Source organism: Halomonas sp. 72, assembly GCF_052379785.1.
Taxonomy (GTDB): Bacteria; Pseudomonadota; Gammaproteobacteria; order Pseudomonadales; family Halomonadaceae; genus Vreelandella; species Vreelandella citrativorans.
In genome coordinates this window covers 1-22,122 of record NZ_JBQSYY010000028.1, presented here as the reverse complement: position 1 = coordinate 22,122, position 22,122 = coordinate 1, and the positions used below count along the sequence as shown (strand labels likewise).

At 55.4% G+C, this 22,122-nt stretch carries 19 protein-coding genes; 15 read left to right on the top strand and 4 right to left on the bottom strand.

Going from position 1 to position 22,122, the window contains the following annotated elements; translation table 11 throughout:
- Window positions 1-33 precede the first annotated feature (33 nt).
- The 4 genes from prlC to ACT3T6_RS16780 all read left to right on the top strand — a co-directional run bounded on the left by prlC (window position 34) and on the right by ACT3T6_RS16780 (window position 6,193).
- A complete protein-coding gene (prlC, locus tag ACT3T6_RS16795; RefSeq protein ID WP_193054328.1) occupies window positions 34-2,082 on the top strand; it encodes an oligopeptidase A in 2,049 nt (682 codons plus the stop codon).
- Between the two features lie 62 nt (window positions 2,083-2,144).
- The gene (locus tag ACT3T6_RS16790; protein ID WP_192528602.1) at window positions 2,145-2,396 is read left to right on the top strand and encodes a YheV family putative zinc ribbon protein; all 252 of its coding nucleotides are present in this window, start codon (window positions 2,145-2,147) and stop codon (window positions 2,394-2,396) included.
- Window positions 2,397-2,903: 507 nt separating this feature from the next.
- On the top strand, window positions 2,904-3,884 hold the full coding sequence (locus tag ACT3T6_RS16785) for a TAXI family TRAP transporter solute-binding subunit (RefSeq protein ID WP_193054326.1): 981 nt from the start codon (window positions 2,904-2,906) through the stop codon (window positions 3,882-3,884).
- Window positions 3,885-3,982: 98 nt separating this feature from the next.
- A complete protein-coding gene (locus ACT3T6_RS16780) occupies window positions 3,983-6,193 on the top strand; it encodes a TRAP transporter permease (RefSeq protein ID WP_193054324.1) in 2,211 nt (736 codons plus the stop codon).
- Window positions 6,194-6,287: 94 nt separating this feature from the next.
- Here the strand turns inward: ACT3T6_RS16780 and metF are convergent, their stop codons facing one another.
- Complete coding sequence (gene metF, locus ACT3T6_RS16775; RefSeq protein ID WP_193054322.1) at window positions 6,288-7,130, bottom strand: methylenetetrahydrofolate reductase [NAD(P)H]; 843 nt, start codon at window positions 7,128-7,130, stop codon at window positions 6,288-6,290.
- A gap of 147 nt (window positions 7,131-7,277) precedes the next feature.
- On the opposite strand from metF, the gene ACT3T6_RS16770 reads away from it, so the two are divergent.
- Complete coding sequence (locus ACT3T6_RS16770; RefSeq protein ID WP_193054320.1) at window positions 7,278-8,213, top strand: AEC family transporter; 936 nt, start codon at window positions 7,278-7,280, stop codon at window positions 8,211-8,213.
- Here ACT3T6_RS16770 and ligB read toward each other — a convergent pair.
- Both ligB and metK read right to left on the bottom strand, forming a co-directional pair.
- Entirely contained in the window at window positions 8,210-9,910 is a 1,701-nt protein-coding gene (gene ligB, locus ACT3T6_RS16765; protein ID WP_226913557.1) for an NAD-dependent DNA ligase LigB, read from the bottom strand. The two genes, ACT3T6_RS16770 and ligB, sit on opposite strands and share 4 nt — an antisense overlap.
- Window positions 9,911-10,019: 109 nt before the next feature.
- Window positions 10,020-11,240 carry a methionine adenosyltransferase gene (gene metK, locus ACT3T6_RS16760; RefSeq protein WP_193054318.1) on the bottom strand — a complete coding sequence of 407 codons (1,221 nt, stop codon included), beginning with the start codon at window positions 11,238-11,240 and terminating at the stop codon, window positions 10,020-10,022.
- Window positions 11,241-11,504: 264 nt separating this feature from the next.
- On the opposite strand from metK, the gene tkt reads away from it, so the two are divergent.
- The 10 genes from tkt to ACT3T6_RS16710 all read left to right on the top strand — a co-directional run bounded on the left by tkt (window position 11,505) and on the right by ACT3T6_RS16710 (window position 20,635).
- Window positions 11,505-13,496 (top strand): transketolase, encoded by a 1,992-nt coding sequence (gene tkt / locus ACT3T6_RS16755; RefSeq protein ID WP_444625963.1) that lies wholly within the window; start codon window positions 11,505-11,507, stop codon window positions 13,494-13,496.
- A gap of 2 nt (window positions 13,497-13,498) precedes the next feature.
- Window positions 13,499-13,852, top strand: coding sequence for a CidA/LrgA family protein (locus ACT3T6_RS16750; protein ID WP_193054561.1), 354 nt, complete (start codon window positions 13,499-13,501; stop codon window positions 13,850-13,852).
- A complete protein-coding gene (locus ACT3T6_RS16745; RefSeq protein WP_193054562.1) occupies window positions 13,842-14,564 on the top strand; it encodes an LrgB family protein in 723 nt (240 codons plus the stop codon). The genes ACT3T6_RS16750 and ACT3T6_RS16745 overlap by 11 nt, the downstream gene beginning before the upstream one ends.
- 73 nt (window positions 14,565-14,637) lie before the next feature.
- Complete coding sequence (locus ACT3T6_RS16740; RefSeq protein ID WP_193054563.1) at window positions 14,638-15,696, top strand: type I glyceraldehyde-3-phosphate dehydrogenase; 1,059 nt, start codon at window positions 14,638-14,640, stop codon at window positions 15,694-15,696.
- A gap of 59 nt (window positions 15,697-15,755) precedes the next feature.
- On the top strand, window positions 15,756-16,925 hold the full coding sequence (locus ACT3T6_RS16735; protein ID WP_193054564.1) for a phosphoglycerate kinase: 1,170 nt from the start codon (window positions 15,756-15,758) through the stop codon (window positions 16,923-16,925).
- 66 nt (window positions 16,926-16,991) lie between these two features.
- Entirely contained in the window at window positions 16,992-18,056 is a 1,065-nt protein-coding gene (fba, locus tag ACT3T6_RS16730) for a class II fructose-bisphosphate aldolase (protein ID WP_193054565.1), read from the top strand.
- Window positions 18,057-18,209: 153 nt separating this feature from the next.
- Window positions 18,210-18,374, top strand: a complete 165-nt coding sequence (locus ACT3T6_RS16725) for a hypothetical protein (RefSeq protein WP_319022149.1) — start codon at window positions 18,210-18,212, stop codon at window positions 18,372-18,374.
- Between the two features lie 219 nt (window positions 18,375-18,593).
- Window positions 18,594-19,292, top strand: coding sequence for an HAD family hydrolase (locus ACT3T6_RS16720; RefSeq protein ID WP_193054566.1), 699 nt, complete (start codon window positions 18,594-18,596; stop codon window positions 19,290-19,292).
- A gap of 2 nt (window positions 19,293-19,294) precedes the next feature.
- Entirely contained in the window at window positions 19,295-19,669 is a 375-nt protein-coding gene (locus ACT3T6_RS16715; RefSeq protein WP_172118908.1) for a translation initiation factor Sui1, read from the top strand.
- A 57-nt stretch (window positions 19,670-19,726) separates the two neighbouring features.
- A complete protein-coding gene (locus tag ACT3T6_RS16710) occupies window positions 19,727-20,635 on the top strand; it encodes a nuclease-related domain-containing protein (RefSeq protein WP_193054567.1) in 909 nt (302 codons plus the stop codon).
- Between the two features lie 11 nt (window positions 20,636-20,646).
- On the opposite strand, the gene ACT3T6_RS16705 is transcribed toward ACT3T6_RS16710, so the two are convergent.
- Entirely contained in the window at window positions 20,647-21,978 is a 1,332-nt protein-coding gene (locus ACT3T6_RS16705) for a deoxyguanosinetriphosphate triphosphohydrolase (protein ID WP_193054568.1), read from the bottom strand.
- Window positions 21,979-22,122 lie beyond the last annotated feature (144 nt).

Sequence of the window (22,122 nt, the reverse complement as noted above, 5' to 3'; positions counted from 1 at the left end):
TTGCACTCATTAACGCTGCCAACTGAGGTGCTTATGACCCACAATCCGCTGCTTGAAACGCACAAGCTTCCCCCCTTCGCTGAAATGCGTGCCGAGCATGTGGTGCCCGCGGTGGAAGCGCTTTTAAGTGAGAACCGTGAAACGATTGACCGCTTGGCCCAGCAGGCCGCAGAAACACCGCCCACGTGGGAGAGCTTTGCCGTTCCGCTGGAAGCGGTAAGCGATAGACTCTCCCAAGCATGGTCGCCGGTGTCACACTTAAATAGCACGATGAACACGCCTGAGCTGCGCGAAGCTTACCAAACCTGCCTGGAACAGCTTTCCGCCTTTGGCACGTGGGTCGGCCAGCACGAAGGGCTTTTCCACGGCTGGCAAGCGCTCAAGGAGAGTGACAACTGGAGCACGCTGGATGCCGCACAGCAGCGCACCGTTAATAATGCACTGCGCGATTTCCGCCTCGCCGGGGTCGACCTGCCTGCCGATAAAAAAGCGCGCTACGGTGACATTCAGTCGCGCCTTTCAACGCTCTCCAATCAATACTCCAACAATGTGCTGGATGCCACCCAAGCATGGCACAAGGACCTCAATAGTGAAGAGGAGCTCGCTGGGCTGCCTTCCAGCGCGCTCGATACCTTGAAAGCGGCCGCCGAAGCCAAGGGCGTTTCGGGCTATCGGATTACGCTGGATTTCCCAAGCTTCTTCCCCGTCGTTAGCTACGCTGAAAATCGTGAGCTGCGCCGCGAGGTGTATACCGCGTTTGTCACCCGCGCCTCAGACCAGGGCCCTGATGCGGGCACGTTTGATAACGCTCCGTTGATGGAAGAGATCCTGGCACTACGCCAGGAACTGGCGAAGCTGCTGGGGTTCAACACCTATGCTGACTTTTCACTGACCACCAAGATGGCGGACTCTCCCGAGCAGGTGCTCGATTTTCTGGGTGACTTGGCCCGTCGCGCCGTCCCTCAAGCGAAAGAGGAGTTTGCCGAGCTAAGCGCTTACGCGCGTGACGAGCTGGGCATTGATGCGCTGGAGCCGTGGGATATTGCTTACGTTAGCGAAAAGCTGCGTGAAGCGCGCCATGCCATTTCCCAAGAGCAGCTACGCCCCTATTTTCCTGCACCACACGTGATTAACGGTCTCTTTCAAGTGGTTGAGCGGCTTTATGGCGTGCAGGTAGAAGAAGATAGTGAGGCGCCAAGCTACCATAGTGATGTGCGCTATTTCCGTATTAGCGAGCATGGCCAGCCCATTGCCGGGTTCTACCTTGACCTCTACGCTCGGGAAGGCAAACGCGGCGGCGCCTGGATGGCCGACTGTCGAGTACGCCGTCAAACTGAGCATGGTATTCAGTTGCCGGTGGCTTTTTTAACCTGTAATTTTACGGCGCCCATCGGTGGCAAGCCTGCCCTGCTTACCCACGATGAAGTGACGACCCTGTTCCATGAATTTGGACACGGCCTTCACCATATGCTGACCAAGCAGCATATCGCCGACATTTCAGGTATCAACGGCGTTGCCTGGGATGCGGTGGAACTGCCCAGCCAGTTTATGGAGAACTACTGCTGGGAGCGTGAAGGGCTTAACCTGCTGGCCAAGCACGTAGAAACCGGGGAAGCCTTACCGGCTGAGCTGCTTGAGCGCCTTCAGGCGGCCAAAAACTTCCAGTCCGCGATGGGCATGGTGCGTCAGCTCGAATTCTCGATCTTTGACCTGCGTTTACACCATGAATTAAGTGCGCCCAGCGCCAGCGATATTCAAACGCTGTTGGATGATGTACGCAGCGCCACTTCAGTCGTACCGGCGGCGCCCTTCAATCGCTTCCAAAACAGCTTTGCGCATATTTTTGCTGGCGGCTATGCGGCGGGGTACTACAGCTACAAATGGGCCGAAGTGCTCTCTGCGGATGCCTGGAGCGCCTTTGAGGAGGCCGGTATTTTTGATGCTGAAACCGGACAACGCTTCCGCCACCAGATTCTGGAACAAGGCGGGGCACGCGATGCCGCAGAGCTATTTGTGGCCTTCCGCGGTCGCGAGCCAAGTGTCGAGCCCCTATTGCGCCATAGCGGTATTCGCGCGGCCTAACCGCTTATTGAACTCAGCACGGTGTCTATTATTTCATTGGCACCGTGCGTTTGGAGAACACCATGTCGACCGTTAAACGCTTTATTGCGGGTGTTATCTGCCCACGCTGCGCCGCAATGGACCGTGTTCGTGCCTGGGAGCAAAACGGTATTCGCTATCGGGAGTGCGTGAGCTGTGACTTCTTTGAGCAACTGCCCATTGAAGATAACGACTCACCTGAGCTAACAACCCGAGTGAATCAGATGCGAGAGGAGCAACAGAGTCAGGATATCCAGCCAGTACGAATTCTTGACCCTGGTAAGCCCAATACGTAAGTCATGACTAGGGTCTGTCTGAAAAGTCGACGAGCGAAGACAAGACAAGGCAAAAATTGGCGAAAAAACGGAGTTTACATGTGTAAATGAGTATTTTGAGCCAATTTTTAACGCCGTATTGTCGAGCGCAGACACGTTTCAGACAGAGCCCAGGAGGGCCTTGTGCCCTCCTGTCTTACCTTTCACCTCTACCTCTCAGCTTCCAGCCCTTCAAAACAGGGGTTCACAGCACCTTCTCATTGCACTTTCTCTACTTTCTTAGCACGCCCCAACAGTGAGCGGAAAACCGCACACTACTTATCATCCCGCGTGCGCATTACCAGACAGTTAGACGCCAGGGAGCTTCCACTAAAGTTGAAGACTCTAAAAGCAAGCGTTTGTTTTTAATTAACTATCTTATAAATGGCACGGCAATCGCTCTTAAATGGTTGCTTAAATATTATTGTCACTGGAAAGCGGCTTGCGCTTGCCAGCCTACAATCCCAAGAACAGTTAAGGAAACATGCCATGCGCACCATGATGCCTAAAACTCTCGCCCTGCTCGCAGGTGGCGCGTTACTCGCTTCTGCCAGCGCCCATGCTGAGCGTGCTGACTGGCCAGAAAACTTTACGGTAGGTACCGCAAGCCAAGGCGGCACGTTTTTCGTTTACGGCTCTGGCTGGGCCAACTTTATTGCTGATGAATTAGGCGTTTCTGGCGGCGGTGAAGTAACGGGCGGCCCTACTCAAAACCTGGCACTTGTTCATAGCGGCGATATGGCCTTTGGCTTAACCACCATGGGCCCCGCTTCTGATGCGGTTAACGGCAAAAGCCCGCTGGCACCCGGCATGGTGATGGATAACGTCTGTGCACTGTTCCCGATGTATGAAACGCCGTTCTCGATTGCCGCGCTTTCAAGCTCAGGCATTGAGTCCATTTCGGACATTCCGGACGGTGCGCGTATTGGCTTTGGTCCCGCAGCATCAACGTCTGACACCTATTTCCCAGCGATGCTGGAAACGTTGGGCGTAAACTTCGACCGCCGCAACGGCGGCTGGTCTGACCTAGGCGGTCAGTTGCAGGACGGCCTGTTGGACGTCATCGCTTTTGCAGCCGGCATCCCGATTCCTGCCGTTAGTCAGTTGGAAGTGCAAACGGATGTGAACATCATCGAGTTCAACGAAGATGAGCTTGCGTCCGTACTGGACACCTTCCCAGTGGCTGAATTCACTATTCCTGCCAGCACCTACTCAACGCTTGAGGAAGATGCTCGCGCTGTTTCCATGTGGAACTTTGCGATTGCGGGCTGTGATCTTCCGGAAGACTTCATCTACGAAGTCACCAAAGTGACCATGGAAAACAACGACCGTATGCGCTCTATTCACCGCAGTGCTGAAACCAGCATTCCGGAAAATATCGTACACAACAGCGTTCTACCCTTCCATCCAGGCGCTGCTCGTTGGTACGAAGAGAACGGCTACAAAATCTCTGAAGACCTGATCAACTAAAACTTTACGCATCATCTGGCTGCCCCGTCCTGGTTTTCCAGGCGGGGCAGCTTTGGCTATTGCTCCTTTTTTTGCTCCTGCTGTGAGGGTGAACTCTGATGAGTCCCACAACCCCCCAAACCTCTGATGACCTCAAGGATGATGTCCAGCTTGCTTCATCGCCTACCGTTGTTGCAGAGGGCGTCGATGAAGACATCGTTGAATCCAACCGTCGCCTATTTACCGGTTGGCAGTTTTTCCTGTTTGCCGGGCTAGCCATTGCCTACTCAAGTTTCCACTTGGTGTCACTCAACGTGTATCCCATGGAGACCTGGTCGTTTCGTATTGTGCATATTGCAGGGGCACTGATTCTGGGCTACGGCCTGTTTGCGGGAGCTCGGTTTGCCGAAGATGGCCAGAACGCATCACCCGCTTGGCTAACGTGGGTAGGCTACGCGCTGCTGATACCGGCCCTCTACACGCTTGCTCAGGTTTTTTTGATGCAACAAACCCTGAGCGGTGGTGCGATGCGCATCGACCCAATCGTTGAAACCTGGCACTACGGTTATCCATTAATAGCAACGACCGTTGCCGCCATTGTGCTTTCATGGTTTTTCCGCCAGGCACGCGGCTCTTTTAACCCGGCCGATTTAGTCCTGATGGTGTGTGCCCTGGCCAGCGCCGGTTATTTACTGATCATGTACAACACACCTCTGCGCGCTTCAACGGGCACCTCCTTTGCGCCTATCGGGATTTCCTGGGCGGCGATTGCCGGGTCCCTGCTTATTCTGGAGCTTACCCGGCGAGTAGCGGGCCTTGCGCTGGTCATTATTTCACTCATCTTCCTGACATATGTCTTTGCCGGCCCTTACCTGCCCGGCTTCCTGGGGTATCCTGGCCTATCAATGCAGCGCTTTTTTAGCCAGCTTTATACCGACGCCGGTGTTTTGGGCCCCACCATCGCCGTCTCCTCGACGTATATTATTCTGTTCATTATTTTTGCCGCCTTCCTGCAAGCGTCAAAAGTAGGTGACTACTTTGTGAACTTCGCCTTTGCCGCTGCCGGGCGTGCCCGTGGAGGCCCCGCCAAAGTGTCTATTTTTGCCTCGGGCCTAATGGGCATGATCAACGGTACGTCCGCGGGTAACGTGGTATCGACCGGTTCACTGACCATTCCGCTAATGAAAAAGGTGGGTTACCCCGCACGTAGCGCGGGCGCTATTGAAGCGGCAGCTTCAACCGGCGGGCAAATCATGCCGCCGATTATGGGGGCAGGCGCCTTTATCATGGCGGAAGTCACGGGCATTCCCTATACCGACATCGCCATTGCAGCGTTGATCCCGGCAATTCTTTACTTCGCGTCTATCTACTTTATGGTGGATTTTGAAGCGGCGCGTAAAGGCATGCGTGGTATGCGTAAAGATGAGATTCCACGCTTCACTAAATTGGCCAAACAAGCCTACCTCTTTGCCCCCATCATTATCCTGATAGCCGCGCTGTTTATGGGCTATTCGGTGATTAGGGCAGGCACCTTGGCCACCGCCTCGGCCGCCGTTGTCAGTTGGATTTCACCCAACAAAATGGGCGTGACCGCCATTCTCAAGGCGCTGCAACTGGCGGGCACCATGGCCATCCAGATCATCGCTGTCTGTGCCTGTGCGGGCTTAATCGTAGGGGTTATTTCGCTCACCGGTGTGGGCGCGCGCTTCTCCTCGCTGCTATTGGGACTGGCAGGTGTTAGCCAACTGCTGGCACTTATCTTTGCCATGCTGATCAGTATCTTGCTGGGCATGGGCATGCCGACCACGGCGGCCTACGCCGTCGCCGCATCGGTCGTGGCACCAGGGCTAATTAATATCGGTATTGAGCCGCTTATTGCCCACTTCTTCGTGTTCTACTTTGCGGTTGTATCGGCCATTACGCCGCCGGTGGCGCTGGCCTCTTACGCAGCAGCCGGTATTTCTGGCGATAACCCCATGGGTACGTCGGTGGCATCGTTCAAGATTGGTCTGGCGGCCTTTATCGTACCGTTCATGTTCTTCTACAGCCCGGCCATGTTGATGGAAGGCTCTGCTATGCAGATTCTGCGAGTGGGCGTTACCGCCACGCTGGGGATCATTCTGCTTTCGGGTATGGTGCAGGCTTGGTTCTTTGGCCCGGTGAACGTGCTTAAGCGGGTTATCATGTTGGTCGGTGCCATGTGCATGATCTATGGTGGTATCTACACCGATATCGTGGGCCTTGTAATTGGCGCTGGTCTCGTCATCATCCAGCGCAAGCAATTTGGTGGCGGCAAGACGGCTGACAAGGTACAAGCGTCAGCGAGTTAAGCCCACTAACCAACAAAACCAGTAAGGCAAAACGCCCCGCTCAACTGAGCGGGGCGTTTTGTATGGTGCGATTTAAATCAACAGGCTATCGCAGTTAGCCCACCAGATTATCGACCACTTTCAGCACGGGAGCCGCCTGGTTAAGGGTATAGAAGTGCAGCCCTGGCGCACCACCATCCAGCAGGCGCTGGCAAAGACGGCTTACTGCCTCGGTGCCAAATTTGGCAATGGCTTCGCTGTCATCGCCATAGCTTTCCAGCTGCTTGCGCATCCAGCGAGGAATTTCCGCGCCACAGCTATCCGAAAACCGCGCCAGCTTGGTGTAGTTGGTGATCGGCATAATGCCGGGGATAATCGGCTGTTCAACGCCTAGCGCGCGCACTTTATCAACAAAGTTGAAGTAAGCGTCGGCGGTGAAGAAGTATTGGGTAATCGCCATATCGGCGCCCGCCTTCATTTTACGCGCGAAGTTTTCGATATCTTTATCAAGGTTAGCTGCCTGAGGGTGGGATTCCGGGTAGGCCGCCACAGCAATATTAAAATGATCGCCCGTCTCGTTGCGAATAAACTCCACCAGCTCGTTGGCATAGCGTAGCTCGCCGATGCTGCCCATCCCGGAAGGCATATCACCACGCAGGGCGACCAGGCTGTTAATGCCTTCTTCGCGGTACTGGGACAGCAAATCACGCAGCTGGGCTTTTTCACTGCCAATGCACGAAAGGTGCGGTGCGGTAGTAATACCGGTCTGGCCAACCGTACGTACGGTGTCCCGCGTACGCGCTTGGGTGGAGCCGCCTGCGCCATAGGTCACAGAGAAAAACCGCGGATTACGAGTGGCCAGCTCATCGCGTACCAGCATCAGCTTGTCGCGCCCAGCATCCGTGTTGGGCGGGAAGAATTCAAAGCTGATACCGAGCGGATGCTGTTGGCTGCTCATGGGGTTTCCTCATACAGAACAATAAAATAAAGAGTGATATTTTGGTGTATTCTCGCTGTTCTACTGCGCCGCGGCTAATGAAAGATTCCACGCTTAGCCTTTAATTCGGCTCATGTTACCCACCCTTTTATGCCGTCAGGAGGGCATATGGAGCTATCACCCAGCGCGTTAATAGGCCCGCTACTCATGCTGCTAAGCTTTGTAGGCTTGGGCTGGATTGCCGCCCAACGGTTAAAAATCGACCCAAGGCCCATTGCCACGCTGCTGGTTTATCTCATTGCGCCTTTAACCATTTTTCGCGCGCTGATGAATGGGGGGCCAACGCCTGAGTACCTGGTCTTAACGCTTTCTCTGTTTGTGCTGGTTAGCCTTCTGGCGCTGCTGGTTCAGCGCGTGACGCAACACCGCTTTGGTCCGCAGGAAGGCGCACTGCTGGCGTTTTCATCCGGGACAGGCAACACCGGTTATTTCGGTTTGCCGGTAGCGTTGATTCTCTTGCCTCCAGAAGGCGTAACGCTCTATCTGTTCTGCATGCTGGGCATCAATTTGTATGAATTTACCGTGGGTTTTTACTTAAGTGCCCGTGGCCACTTCTCGATTCGCCAAAGTCTGATCAAGATTTCACGCCTTCCGCTGATCTACACGTTTTTGCTGGCGCTACTGCTGAGTTCGCTCGATGTTACGCTGCCTACGGCCCTGGCTAGCTCGCTGGATGTTTTTCCCGCGACCTATACGCTGCTGGGAATGATGATTATTGGCATGACGCTTAGCCGGGTAACGCTGGCTGCCTGGGATACGCGCTTTATCGCCGCCTGCGTAGGCCTTCGGTATATCGTTTGGCCAGTGGCTACCTTTGCCGCGGTCATGCTATTACAGATGCTCATGCCAGTGCCTGCAGAACTGGCCATGGCGATACTGCTATTAGGCGTGGTGCCCATGGCTTCTAACGTGGTGGTGGTCGCCATGGAGCTGGGTATCCAGCCGCAAAAAGGGGCGCTGGCGGTGCTGGTAACCACGCTGATGGCACCGCTACTGATTCCCTTCTATCTGGGGCTCATGCTGCGCGCCACCGGGCTTGGTTAGGGTTGTGTCGTAAACCCCTCTACATTCAACGCGCGAAGCTGCTCGGCCATGGCCTGCATTTGGGTATGGGAGAAAAAGGCCTCAAGCGCTTGGGCTCTGCCGGGGCCGATGCCCGGCAGGGCTTCCCAGTCGCCTGGCGGATACGTGCTCGCCACTTGCCAATCAGGCAGGCTGGCAGCGCCAGCAGGCGGCAACCCCAGCCCTTTTAACCAAGCATCATAGGGAGCAGCCTTGGCCGCCTGAAACTGCCGATAAAGTGAGTCGCTACGTGCCTCGCCAATTCCGTGCGCTTGGCGCAGCTGATCGGGTTCAAGCGATAACCAGGCCAGCAGATCCGGCACCAGCCCGGCCTCAAGTAACGCTTGCCAGGTGCCTTCGCCCACGCCTTGAAAACCCAGCTGTTCGCCAAGGTAGGTGAGCCGCGCCAGCAGTTGGGACGTGCAGCCTGGGCTATGCTGAAAACAGCTCAGCAAATGGTAGGTAGTCTCAGAGGGTGCTTCCACGACGGTGCGCTCCTGGGTTTGCCAGACCACCTCTTCAAGCTGAGGGATGGTAAGCCCGGCCAGGGTTATGGCCACCTGGTCGCCGGGGCGTATATCGAGGTTTTCCCAGCGGCCGAGTGAGCCTAGCGATACGCGACTGATACGCCGACCTTCCAATTCAACCGGATAGAGCCAGATCAGTGGCGTGATACGCCCAGTGCGCCCAATGCGAAACTCCACGCCACGTACTTCTGCCAGCGCTTTCTGCAGTGGGTATTTCCAAGCAATCGCCCATTCAGGCGGGGTCGTGGACCAGCGCCGAATACCCGGGCGCTCTGCCTGTTTAATCACTACGCCGTCGGTTGCAAACGGCAGTGCGCCGTTAAACCACGCCTCCCGCCAGTAAGCCGCATCCGATTCATCACTTAATAAATGCGTGTAGCGGGCGGTATCAAACCCAAGTGCACTCAGTTGCGCCAGCCGCTCAGTCATGTCGGTTGGCCCATCCGGCCAGCCCCATACAAACAGCCCGACCTGCGCCAGCACGTCCTCGGTTGGGCTTGCTTGCGCCATAGCCCCCGCCACGGCCCCACGGGCCCCGGAACCAGGCGTACGCGACTGAACATGTTCATCAAGCAGCCAATAAAGCTCGCCCTGAACAATGGCTGAAGTAGTGCCGGGCAGCGTATTAGGCACGCTGGGTAATTGTAAGGCGCGGGCCGTCCAATCCTGCCCCTGCTGTCCATCCCCTCGGCTGACCGCTTCCACCAGCTCGCCTGCCTGATAGCGCAGCGTTACCGCCACGCCGTCCACCTTGGGCTGTATCCATAAATTTTCACGGCGGCTGGTAAAGCGACGCACGCCCGCTTCATCGGTTTTATCCAACCCTTGCTGGGCAGCCGGATGTTCAAGCGTACGGCGGCTGGACGTTACCCGGGTAAGCGGCTGGTGGGCGGTGGTGTCGTTCAGGCAGGCGCGCCAATCCTGAAGGCGGCCAAGGGCCTGGTCGTAGAGCACATCATCAATCAGCGAGATGCCCTCTTCATGATAGGCATGGTCCCATTGGGCGACTTGCGCGGCGAGCGCGAGAGTCTCCTGCTCAAGCCGTTCATTGGGCCACGTGGGGCAAGCCGCCATCGCCGTACTACTCGTCACGCCAAGCGCCACCATCAACAGCAGCCCTCTCATGATTTTTCCCCAGCGTGCTGTCGGCATAACGCACTCCCCAAGTGGTTGTACTGCCTAGCCTAAAACACGCAGCATAAAAAAACGCCCCCTGGCAGAGCCAAAGGGGCGTTCTCTTACAAACTGCCTGGCGAAAATCTTACAAACCAGCGGCCTTACGCAGCGCGTCGGCTTTATCGGTCTTCTCCCAAGGGAAGGCGGTAAAGGTTTCAGTGTGCTGTTCACCTTTATCATCGCTCCAGGTGTAGCTGTGCTCGAACGGCGCCCGACCAAAGTGGCCGTAGGCAGCCGTCAGTTGATACATCGGGTGCAGCAGGTCGAGCATTTTGGTGATCGCGTAGGGACGCAGATCAAAGTGCTCGTTCACCAGCTCAACAATCCGGGCATCGTCAATTTTACCGGTGCCGAAGGTATCGATAGCCACGGAGGTCGGCTCCGCAACACCAATCGCGTAGGAAACCTGAATTTCGCACTTATCGGCAAGACCTGCCGCGACCACGTTCTTGGCCACGTAACGGCCCGCATAGGCTGCACTACGGTCGACTTTTGAAGGGTCTTTACCCGAGAACGCACCGCCGCCGTGGCGCGCCATGCCGCCGTAGGTGTCCACGATGATCTTGCGGCCGGTTAAGCCACAGTCGCCCACCGGGCCACCAATCACAAACTTACCGGTCGGATTGATGTGGTACTGGGTATTTTCGTTGAGCCATTCAGCCGGAATCACCTGTTCGATGATTTCGCGCTTGACCATTTTACGCAGGTCTTCCTGATCAATCTCAGGGTCGTGCTGGGTGGAAAGCACCACTGCATCAACGCCACACGGCTGGCCCTGTTCATTATAACGGAAGGTTACCTGGCTCTTGGCATCCGGACGCAGCCACGGCAGCAGACCGTTTTTACGCAGCTCAGCCTGACGCTCAACCAAACGATGCGAGTAGTGGATCGGCGCAGGCATAAACGAATCGGTTTCGTTGGTCGCGTAACCAAACATCAGGCCCTGGTCACCAGCGCCCTGGTCTTCGGGCTTGGTACGGTCAACGCCCTGGGCAATTTCAACACTCTGCTTGCCGATCAGGTTAATCACGCCACAGGTTGCGCCATCAAAGCCCACGTGGGAAGAGGTGTAACCGATGTCGGTAATCACGTCGCGTACCAGCGTTTCCAGATCCACCCACGCCGAGGTAGTAATTTCACCAGCGATAATTGCCACACCGGTTTTCACCATGGTTTCACAAGCAACCCGTGCCTGTTTATCCCGGGCGATAATAGCATCCAGCACCGCATCCGAAATCTGGTCGGCAATTTTATCGGGATGACCTTCGGAGACAGACTCCGAGGTAAACAGGGAATATTCGCTCATCGCGCTCTCGACCCTCTGTATGACGGCTGCTCACTACTCGCAGCATCAGCAGGAAATCACGGCAGGAGGTTCCCTGCCCATATAAGGAAGCGGCATGACCAGGTTGACCACCGCTTCGGGAGGCAGAGTCTACACGCTGTTGGGAGTTCTTCCCAGAATGTGGCCTATAATTTGCCGCTACATTTGCCGCCGCATTTGCCGCAACAGGGGAAGTCAGCGACAATAGCGCCTTCATTATTTCCGTTTTCAGGCGAGGAGCACCCCATGCCGTCCCGTTTTGAGCTGGCCAATGCCATTCGCGCCCTTTCCATGGATGCTGTTCAGAAGGCCAAGTCCGGCCACCCTGGCGCCCCCATGGGCATGGCTGATATCGCCGAGGTGCTGTGGAATGATCACCTCAAGCACAACCCCGAGGACCCCAAGTGGGCCGATCGTGACCGGTTCGTGCTGTCCAATGGCCACGGCTCAATGCTGCTCTACTCTTTGCTGCACTTAAGTGGCTATGAGTTAAGCCTGGAACAACTTCAGAACTTCCGTCAGTTGCACTCGCCCACCGCCGGCCATCCGGAATTTGGCTACGCGCCCGGCATCGAAACCACTACCGGCCCGCTCGGCCAGGGGTTTGCCAACGCCGTCGGCTTTGCGATTGCCGAAAAAACCCTGGCAGCGCAGTTCAACCGTCCGGGCCACACCATTGTCGATCACCACACCTGGTGCTTTTTGGGTGACGGCTGCCTGATGGAAGGTATTTCCCATGAGGCGGCGTCGCTGGCGGGTACTCAGCAGCTGGGCAAGCTGATTGCGCTCTACGACGACAACGGCATCTCGATTGATGGGGAAGTGGAAGGCTGGTTTACCGACGATACCGCCAAGCGCTTTGAAGCCTACGGCTGGCACGTGGTGCCCAATGTCGATGGTCACAAGCCCGAAGAGATCCAGGCCGCCATTGCACTTGCCAAACAGAACGATGACAAGCCCAGCCTGATTATCTGTAAAACGGTTATCGGTTTCGGTGCGCCCAACAAGCAGGGCAAGGAAGAGTCGCACGGCGCGCCGCTGGGCGAAGACGAAGTTGCCCTGGCGCGCAAGCAGCTGGACTGGCCCCACGCGCCGTTTCATATTCCCGAGCCCGTGTACGCTGGCTGGGATGCCCGCGAAGCAGGTAAAACCCGCCAGCAGGAATGGGAAAAGCGCTTTGCCCGCTATGCCGAGGCGTTCCCGGCCGAGGCGCAGGAATTCAAGCGCCGCATGAAAGGCCAGCTGCCGGCTGAAATACCGACCGAAGCCCTCATCGAGCAGGCCCAGGAAAAAGGCGCCAGCATCGCCACCCGTAAAGCGTCGCTGGAAGCGCTTAACGTGATTGGTCCGAAAATGCCGGAGCTGTTGGGCGGCAGTGCGGACCTTGCCCCGTCCAACCTGACCTTCTGGAAGGGCGCCAAAGCGATTACGCCGGAAGATGCCAGCGGTAACTACCTGCACTATGGCGTACGTGAGTTCGGCATGGGCGCGGTGATGAACGGTATCGCCCTGCACGGTGGTTTTGTCCCGTACGGCGCAACCTTCCTGATCTTCATGGAGTACATGCGTAACGCGGTTCGCATGGCGGCATTAATGGGTCAGCAGGCGATCTACGTATTTACCCATGACTCCATTGGCCTGGGCGAAGATGGCCCGACCCACCAGCCGATTGAGCAGTTGACCAGCCTGCGCACGACGCCGAACCTGAACACCTGGCGCCCCTGTGACGCCGTGGAAACCGCCGCGGCCTGGGATGCGGCCATCAAGCGTCACTCTGGCCCCACGGCACTGATCCTGTCGCGTCAGAACCTGCCGCACCAGGCGCGCACCAAAGCCCAGCTGGCTTCCATTCAGCGTGGCGGATATGTGCTGAAAGACAGCGATGGTACGCCCGAGCTGATCCTGATCGCCACCGGTTCGGAAGTAGGGCTGGCCATGGACGCGGCCGCCGAGCTTGAAAAGCAGGGCAAAGCAGTACGCGTGGTCTCCATGCCGTCGACTTACCGCTTCAACGGTCAGGACGCCGAGTACCGGGAAAGCGTCCTGCCCAGGGCGGTCACCAAGCGCATCGCCATTGAAGCCTCACATGCCGACTACTGGTACAAGTATGTAGGTCTGGACGGCCGTGTGATCGGCATGACCACGTTCGGCGAATCCGCCCCTGCGGGAGAGCTGTTCAAGCACTTCGGCTTTACGGTTGAGAATATCCTCAACACTGCCAATGAACTGCTTGGCTAACAATGCCTGCACTTAATGGCTTTTTATGGCTAGTGAGTTACTGGTTGATCGGTGAAGTAACGGTTTACGTTACCGGTCTACCGGTTTCATCCGGCGTTGTCGGTATGCTGTTATTAACCGCAACGCTTGCCGTTTGGGGGCGAGTCCCGTCGACCATCGCCGCCGCAGCGCAGCCATTAATCGGCCTGCTTGCCATGCTGATTATGCCGGGCGTGGTGGGCGTGTTTTTTATTTTTGATGAGCTTGCTGGCCAGTGGCTAGCCATTCTTTGTGCGCTGATTGTGGGTACGCTATTAAGCGTGACCACTACGCTGTGGCTACTTAAGCGCCTGATGGAAAAAATGCATGCCCGCTAATGCCCTGTTAAGCACCTTAAGTACGACGCCGCTGTTTGCCGTTGGGCTAACGTTAGCGGCATTTTTGTTGGGTAACCTGATTTTCAAACGATTAAAAAAACCGACCTGGCTACCGGCTATTTTGATCGCTGCACTTCTGCTTGCTGCCACGCTTGCCGCCATTGGCCTGCCGTATGACACCTATCGGCAGGATGCCGCTTGGCTGACCATTTTATTAGGGCCCGCGACCGTCGCGCTGGGTATGCCGCTTTATCAGCAGTTGCCGCATATTCGGGCACTATGGCGACCTCTTACCATCTGCCTGCCGATTGCAGCCACGCTGGCGGCTTGCTACGCCCTGCTAATTGCCTGGGTATTGGGTAGCTCACCCCTTATTCTCGCCTCTATTGCGGCAAAGTCCGTAACGGCGCCTATCGCGATTGGCATTACCGAGCAAATTGGCGGCTCGGTGGCGCTCTTGCTGGGCGCACTGCTGATTACCGGTGTGGCTACCGCCGCATTCGTCGGCCTTGCTGCACGACTTTTAAACATTGAAGACGAGCGCATTATCGGCTTTGCGCTGGGCCTAAACGGCCATGCGATTGGGACGGTAAGGGCATTTGAAATCAGCCCGGCCGCAGGTGCCTTTGCCTCTCTTGGGATGAGTCTTACCGGCATTTTCACCGCCCTAATGCTGCCTTTCGCTTGGCATCTGATAGGCGCCGGTGGTTGAAATACGCTATTATTGCGAATGTTTTTTATTTATTGACGGTCACTGATTCATCTTCCAAGAGCCGCTTTCTTACATGGCTACATCTGCCTCTACACACACTGCTCCTACCTATCGCATCGCCATCAATGGTTATGGGCGTATTGGCCAGTGCGTATTGCGGGCACTGATTGAGCGTGGCGACTCACGTATTGAGGTCGTCGCTATCAATGAGCTTTCTGACCTCGCGACGATTACCTACCTGACCCGTTACGACACGACTCATGGTCGCTTCCCAGGAAGTGTCGAGCATGACGGTGAAGCATTAGTGGTCAACGGGCAACGCATTCAGGTGCTATGTGAAAAAGACCCTCGCCAACTTCCCTGGGAAGCGCTGCAGGTTGACCTCGTGCTTGAGTGCTCAGGTAGTTTTAAAGACCGCACAACAGCCGAGCAGCATTTAAGCGCTGGCGCAAAATGCCTGCTGTTTTCACAGCCAGCGGAAAACGATGTCGATGCAACGATCGTGTGGGGAATTAATCAGCACGAGCTGACTCTCTCTCAGCGCATCCTATCGGCGGCCTCGTGTACCACCAACTGTTTGGTTCCTTTGCTTACCGTACTCGACGAAGCGCTGGGGCTGGAGCACGGGGTAACCACGACTATTCACTCTGCGATGAACGATCAACCAGTGATCGATGCTTACCATCAAACCGATCTGCGCCTGACACGCTCGGCCATGCAGTCCATTGTGCCGGTGGACACAGGGCTTGCGCGCGGCATCAGCCGTTTGATGCCGCACCTGGAAGGCCGTTTTGAGTGTTTACACGTCCGCGTTCCCACCATTAATGTTTCGGCGATGGATGCCGCACTGACCGTGCGTCGTGACACCAGCGCCCAGGAAATCAATGACCTGCTGCATCACGCTAGCCAGCAGCGTCTTACGGGAGTGCTGGGCTACACCGAAGCGCCCATGGCCTCCATTGATTTTAATCATGACCCACATTCCGGCATTTTCGATGCGACCCAAACCCGCGTCGCTGGAAAACGCCTTATCAAGCTTTTATGTTGGTTTGATAACGAGTGGGGCTTTGCAAACCGCATGCTCGATATTACCCAACGGTTAGCCGTGCTTTCCCGAGAGCGCGCCGCTTAGTCGTACCGGCTAACTATCACTATCCGATTCACCGCCTGGAAGACGAGGAAACCGCTCACATGAACGTGCAAAAAATGATGGATCTGCCTTTGGAAGGGCAACGCGTACTGATTCGTGAAGACCTGAACGTGCCGATTAAGCACAGCAATGTCTCAAGCGATGCACGTCTGAAAGCGGCGCTGCCTACCATTCAGGCGGCGATGAAAGCGGGTGCTAAAGTCATGCTGATGAGTCACCTTGGCCGCCCAACCGAAGGTGATCCCGCTGATGAGTTCTCACTCGCCCCGGTAGCCAAACATTTAAGCGACCTGCTAGGCCAACCGGTCGAGCTGATCAGCGACTATCTTGAGACACCGCCGACACTTGAAAATGGTCAGGTCGCGTTGCTTGAAAACGTTCGCTTTAACATGGGCGAAAAGAAAGACGCAGAACAGCTCGCCAAACAGTACGCGGCGCTATGTGATGTATTTGTAATGGATGCCTTTGGCACCGCCCATCGCGCTCAAGCCTCTACCCACGGCGTTGCTCGCTTTGCGCCCAGTGCATGTGCGGGCCCACTGTTGGCGCAAGAGCTCGATGCGCTTGAAAAAGCCTTGGCTAATCCGGCGCGCCCCATGGCTGCGATTGTGGGCGGCTCCAAAGTCTCTACCAAACTTGATGTGCTCAATTCCCTATCGGACAAGTGCGATCAACTGATCGTGGGTGGCGGCATTGCCAACACCTTTATTGCCGCAGCAGGCTATAATGTGGGCAAATCGCTCTATGAAGCCGACCTGGTTCCCCAAGCGAAGGCACTGATGGAAAAGGTCTCCATTCCATTACCCACCGACGTTGTCGTGGCAACTGAATTTTCTGAATCAGCCGATGCGGTGGTTAAACCAGTCGACCAGGTTAACGACGATGAAATGATTCTGGATATTGGCCCTGAAACCGCCGCTCATTTGGCCAGCATGCTCAAGAGTGCGGGTACCATTTTATGGAATGGCCCAGTGGGCGTATTTGAGATTGACCAGTTTGGTAAAGGCACGGAAGTTATCTCCCAGGCCATTGCTGATAGCAATGCATTTTCTATTGCGGGCGGGGGTGATACGTTAGCCGCCATCGATAAATACGCGATTGCGGATCGCGTCTCGTATATCTCAACCGGAGGCGGCGCTTTCCTTGAGTATGTTGAGGGCAAGCAGTTGCCTGCCGTTGCCGCGCTCGAAGCAGCCGCCAAACGCGGTTAACATTAAACGAATTGAACCTGCATATTTTCGCACTCGTTCACACTGATAACTAAAGAAGGTGACCCCATGGCTTTGATCAGCATGCGTCAGATGCTCGACCACGCTGCCGAATATGGCTACGGTATTCCGGCGTTCAACGTTAATAACCTTGAGCAGATGCGCGCCATCATGGAAGCGGCTGACGCGACCGATTCGCCCGTTATCGTTCAAGCCTCAGCAGGCGCGCGTAAATACGCAGGTGCCCCTTTCCTGCGCCACCTGATTCTGGCGGCCGTTGAAGAATTCCCGCATATCCCGGTGGTTATGCACCAGGACCATGGCACCAGCCCTGCCGTGTGCCAGCGCTCTATTCAGCTGGGTTTCTCATCGGTCATGATGGATGGCTCGCTGGGTGAAGATGGTAAAACACCGACTGACTACGCCTACAACGTTGATGTGACGCGTCGCACCGTAGAAATGGCTCACGCTTGTGGCGTTTCCGTTGAAGGTGAGCTGGGCTGCCTGGGTAGCCTCGAAACCGGCATGGCCGGTGAAGAAGACGGCATTGGTGCAGAAGGCAAGCTGGATATGGAACAGCTTCTCACCGACCCGGAAGAAGCCGCCGAGTTTGTTAAAGCTACCCACGTAGATGCCTTGGCCATCGCCATCGGCACGAGCCATGGGGCGTATAAATTCACCAGGCCGCCGACAGGCGATACGCTATCTATTCAGCGTATCAAAGAGATCCACGCGCGTATTCCAGATACTCACCTGGTCATGCACGGCTCCTCTTCTGTGCCCCAGGAGTGGCTTGAGGTGATCAACCAGTACGGCGGCGAAATTCCGGAAACCTACGGCGTGCCGGTTTCCGAGATCGTTGAAGGCATCAAGCACGGCGTACGTAAGGTCAATATCGATACCGACCTGCGCTTGGCCTCTACCGGCGCCGTACGTCGCTTTATGGCTCAGAATCCGTCTGAGTTTGATCCGCGCAAATTCCTCAAGGAAACCGTTACCGCCATGCGCGATCTGTGTATCGCTCGCTACGAAGCTTTTGGTACCGCGGGCAACGCCAGTAAGATCAAGCCGATCAACCTTGAAGAGATGTTCAACCGCTACGAGCGTGGCGAGCTGGATCCGAAAGTTAAATAAATTCAAGCATGACGTAGGTTAAAAGACGGCCAGTTGGCCGTCTTTTTTGTGGTTAACACGCAGCCGATACACATAAACATTGCGCCGCAGCATAAAGAAGCCAACACTGAACAGCCGTTTTTTAGCCCAAGCATGATGAAAGAGAACCAGCGTGTGACGGAGAAACTTGAAGCCAGTATGGAGGCGGGTTTCGCCATGCAAAAAACGTTACTGAATATGCTCAGCGGACAACATGTGCCCTGGTGGGTCACCAGCCGTCAGGCTATGCAGCCTTATCATCTGCGTAGCAGTGCCAATTCGCGCCGTTTATCGCGCTAGTCATAACGGATTCGGGCGCCGTTATCACTTGGCCTATAACGGTGCTTCGCCAGTTTTCGCTATTTCTTCGTTAACGCATCGTGCATAACGGGTTTATTGCGGCACTCGCTACAAAAAATTACGAAACAGTGTTCACAAAAGCCTAAAAATCTCGTTCAATAGGCATTTGGTAGGCTTCAATCAACACTGGTAGCGTTTAAGTCGCTGCAAGGAACCACAATGCCGCTCCCACTTTTGCTGTTTGACTGTGATGGCACCCTCGTCGATAGTGAGCCTCTTTTAGCTGAAGAAATGTCGATAGGGCTTAACTCTATAGGACTGCCCTTCGTACCAGCTGACTACCTTGGTGAGTTTCGGGGAGCCCGGTTCCGACGCATCGTGACCGAGTTACAACAACGCTACGGCGAAGTGGACCCTGACCAACTCGCCCACATGGAAGGCGCCATGCGGGCCAATCTGGCTAACCGCCTTGCTGAAGAGCTGACACTAATACCTGGCGCCAGAGAGGCGCTGGATAACTTGTCAGACTATCCAAGTGCCCTTGTTTCCAACGGTCCTGAAACCAAAATTCGCACGGCACTTCAAGCCACCGGCCTAAACGATTACTTTGGTCATCGTCTGTTTAGCGGCTATACCGCTAACTGCTGGAAGCCGGAACCCTGTTTGCATCTGCACGCAGCCAGTATCATGGGCTATAGTGCGCATGACTGTATTGCAATTGATGACGCCTTGGTGGGTGTTCGTGCGGCACTTGAGGCCGGAATGACGGTCATTCATTTAAATCGCTTTCCCGATGCCGAAGAGACGCCAGAAAACGCTATCATGATTAGTAATATGTACCAGCTACCCACCGTTATTGAGCGCCTTTACCAAAAAGCCTGGAGCCTCCCCATGCCACAACGCTCAGTAGGAGGGTGACAATGGCCTCTTTACGCGACCAGCTTGGTGGGCTTGTATACTCAACGGAGCATGGTAAAACGTGCCCGGAGTGCCGTGAGGCACTGGATGCCTGTAGCTGTGAGGAAAACAGTGAGCAAGCACGCCTTGCTGCGCTGGATGGTATCGTACGCATTCGCCGTGAAACCAGTGGTCGTAAAGGTAAAGGTGTTACGACCATTAGTGGTATCCCACTGCCCAGCGCGGAACTAAAAGCGCTGACGAAGACGCTTAAAAAGCGCTGCGGCACGGGCGGAGCCGTCAAAGACGGCATCATTGAGATTCAAGGCGACCATCGAGATACGTTACGAGAAGCACTAACCGCGCAAGGTTATCAAGTTAAGCTAGCTGGCGGTTAATCCGTTTCTCTCATCAGGCCTGCTATAAGGCAGGCCGTTAAAAGGCAAGGCACTGCAATGGTTTGGCTGGAATACCTGCTACCGCTCATCTTCTTATTTCCCATGGCTGCGATGGGCGGCATCGTATTAGCCCTGCGCAGCCTGCATGATGCGCGCGTTGAGTCGCCTTTTGATGCGCCACTGCGTGAACCAGGGCAAGCATTACGCCATCGCCTTGACCAGGCCTTCTCAAGTCTTTTCTTAAATGGTGCTTTAGGTCCGATTATTAGCCTGGCCCCGTTGGTATACGGCATGGGAAGAATGTTGTTTGTCAGTCAACAAGATTGGGTGGAGTGGGCACTCTATGGCCTGTTAAGCACCCTACTTGTGTTAACGTTTTCCTTGTTATTGGTACGTGACTACCAGCGCATCCGACGGCTAAAACTTGGCCTTGCTTGCGAACTGGCGGTTGGCCAAGAGCTTGAGCGGCTTATTCGTCCTGAGGCACATCCTTACTACGTATTCCATGATGTACCAACCGACAGTTTCACTATCGATCATGTGGTGGTTACGCCGTATGGTGTGTTCGTACTGGAAACGCGGGCACGTGCATTAGCCATTGGCTCAGACGGCCGAGAGCTTAATACCGTGGCGGTTGAACGCGAGCGTTTACGCTTTCCTCATTGGCATGAGCGCCGCCCTCTTCACAAGACACGTCAAGCCGTTAGCTGGCTCACGCAGTGGCTTGAACGGCGCTGCGGTGTGCCGGTCCCCGTACGGGGCGTGCTCGTATTGCCCGGCTGGGAAATTGACACTACCGAGGCAACAGGCGATGTACTGGTGGTCAGTGGAGAGCAGCTTGCCAAGCAGCTCACTGACCTCAAACCTGGCACGCTAAGCGATCCGATCCATGACAAGATCATTTATTTGCTAATGGAAAGGGCGAGGCTGGTAGAGTTACGTCATCTCCGCCAGCCATCGGTCTGATGCGTTATTGCTTAATCGCCGCGTAAACGCCCCCCCATCTCCTGAGCAAGATCAACTGCATAGTGGTCGGTCATCCCGCCGATAAAGTCCAGCATACGTCGATAGCTATCGTAAAGCGGCCAGGAGGGCAGCGGCGTATTCTCTCCTATTAGCGCCAGTACACGCTGATGCTTGAAGGATGACTGTCCGGTATGGTGCAACTCATGAGCGGCGCCAATAAAAGCCTCCAGTAGAATGCCTAGAGTGGTGTAGGCGCCAATCTCTAGTTTGGCCTTACGCTCATTTTGGAAAATACGCTCGCGGGCCAGCTGCTTCGCTGCCTGTACGCCCCAGCCTAAATCCGGGTGGCACAGCTCAAGCAGATCCTCTTTTAGCGTGCCGTTTAACAGCGCCTGTTCATGCTGCACAAAAACCGCACCGACATCGTTAACCGCACGCTCCATGGCAGCACCGCGTAATAGGGCAATACGTCGGCGCTGCGATACCTGACGCTCCTCCATATCCGCATACTCAGGCGGAAACTCCCCAGCCACTTGACGAAGGATTTCCACGACTTCTTCATAACGCAGAATGCCCATTTCCAGGCCATCTTCCAGGTCCAGCAGGGCATAGCAGATATCATCGGCCGCTTCGACTAGCCAAGCCAACGGATGGCGACACCAGCGCTGCTCCCCCTGAGGCAGCAGACCCACTGCGTCGGCGACCTCTTTTAAGAGCGCCTGTTCAGACTGATAACAGCCAAACTTACCCGCTCGCCCGCTATAGCGCACGGTCCAGGGGTACTTCAGCAAGGTTCCAAGTGTTGCGGCCGATAAACGCATACCGCCGTTAAACTGGTTATATTCGATCTGGGTAATAACACGAAAGCCCTGCGCATTGCCTTCATACGTGAGCAGGTCTTCCCGCTCGGCTTCTGACAAGCCATCCAGTAAGCCGCTACCTTGTGCGCGGCGAAACCAGTCGCGGATCGCGTACTCTCCGGCATGGCCAAAAGGCGGATTACCAATATCATGGCCCAAACAAGCGGTTTGTACGATAACGCCCATATCAGCAGGCGTAATCCATTCTGGCAGGCGATCATGTAACAGCTCACCGACAATCATGCCTAAAGAGCGGCCCACACAGCCCACTTCCAGCGAGTGAGTCAAACGTGTGTGGATATGATCATTTTCAGTTAACGGATGTACCTGGGTTTTACGCCCCAAGCGGCGAAAGGAACCTGAAAAAACAATTCGGTCATGGTCTTTATGAAAGGGGCTACGGCCAATTTCGCGCGTGTTATCCGGGCGTTGATCGTGCAGACGTCGTGGGGAAAGTAACTGGTCCCAGCGCATTTGTGTCATGGCAATCCTCCTTGAGGCGAGCATTTTGACACAGATTGGGTGATTAACGTGAGGCTATGAATAGTGAAGGGTAAATTGTGAGGAGTAAGGTAACTCATTAAGCGCTTTATATTCGCTTTTAAGATGAGGTCTCATTTTCCACAC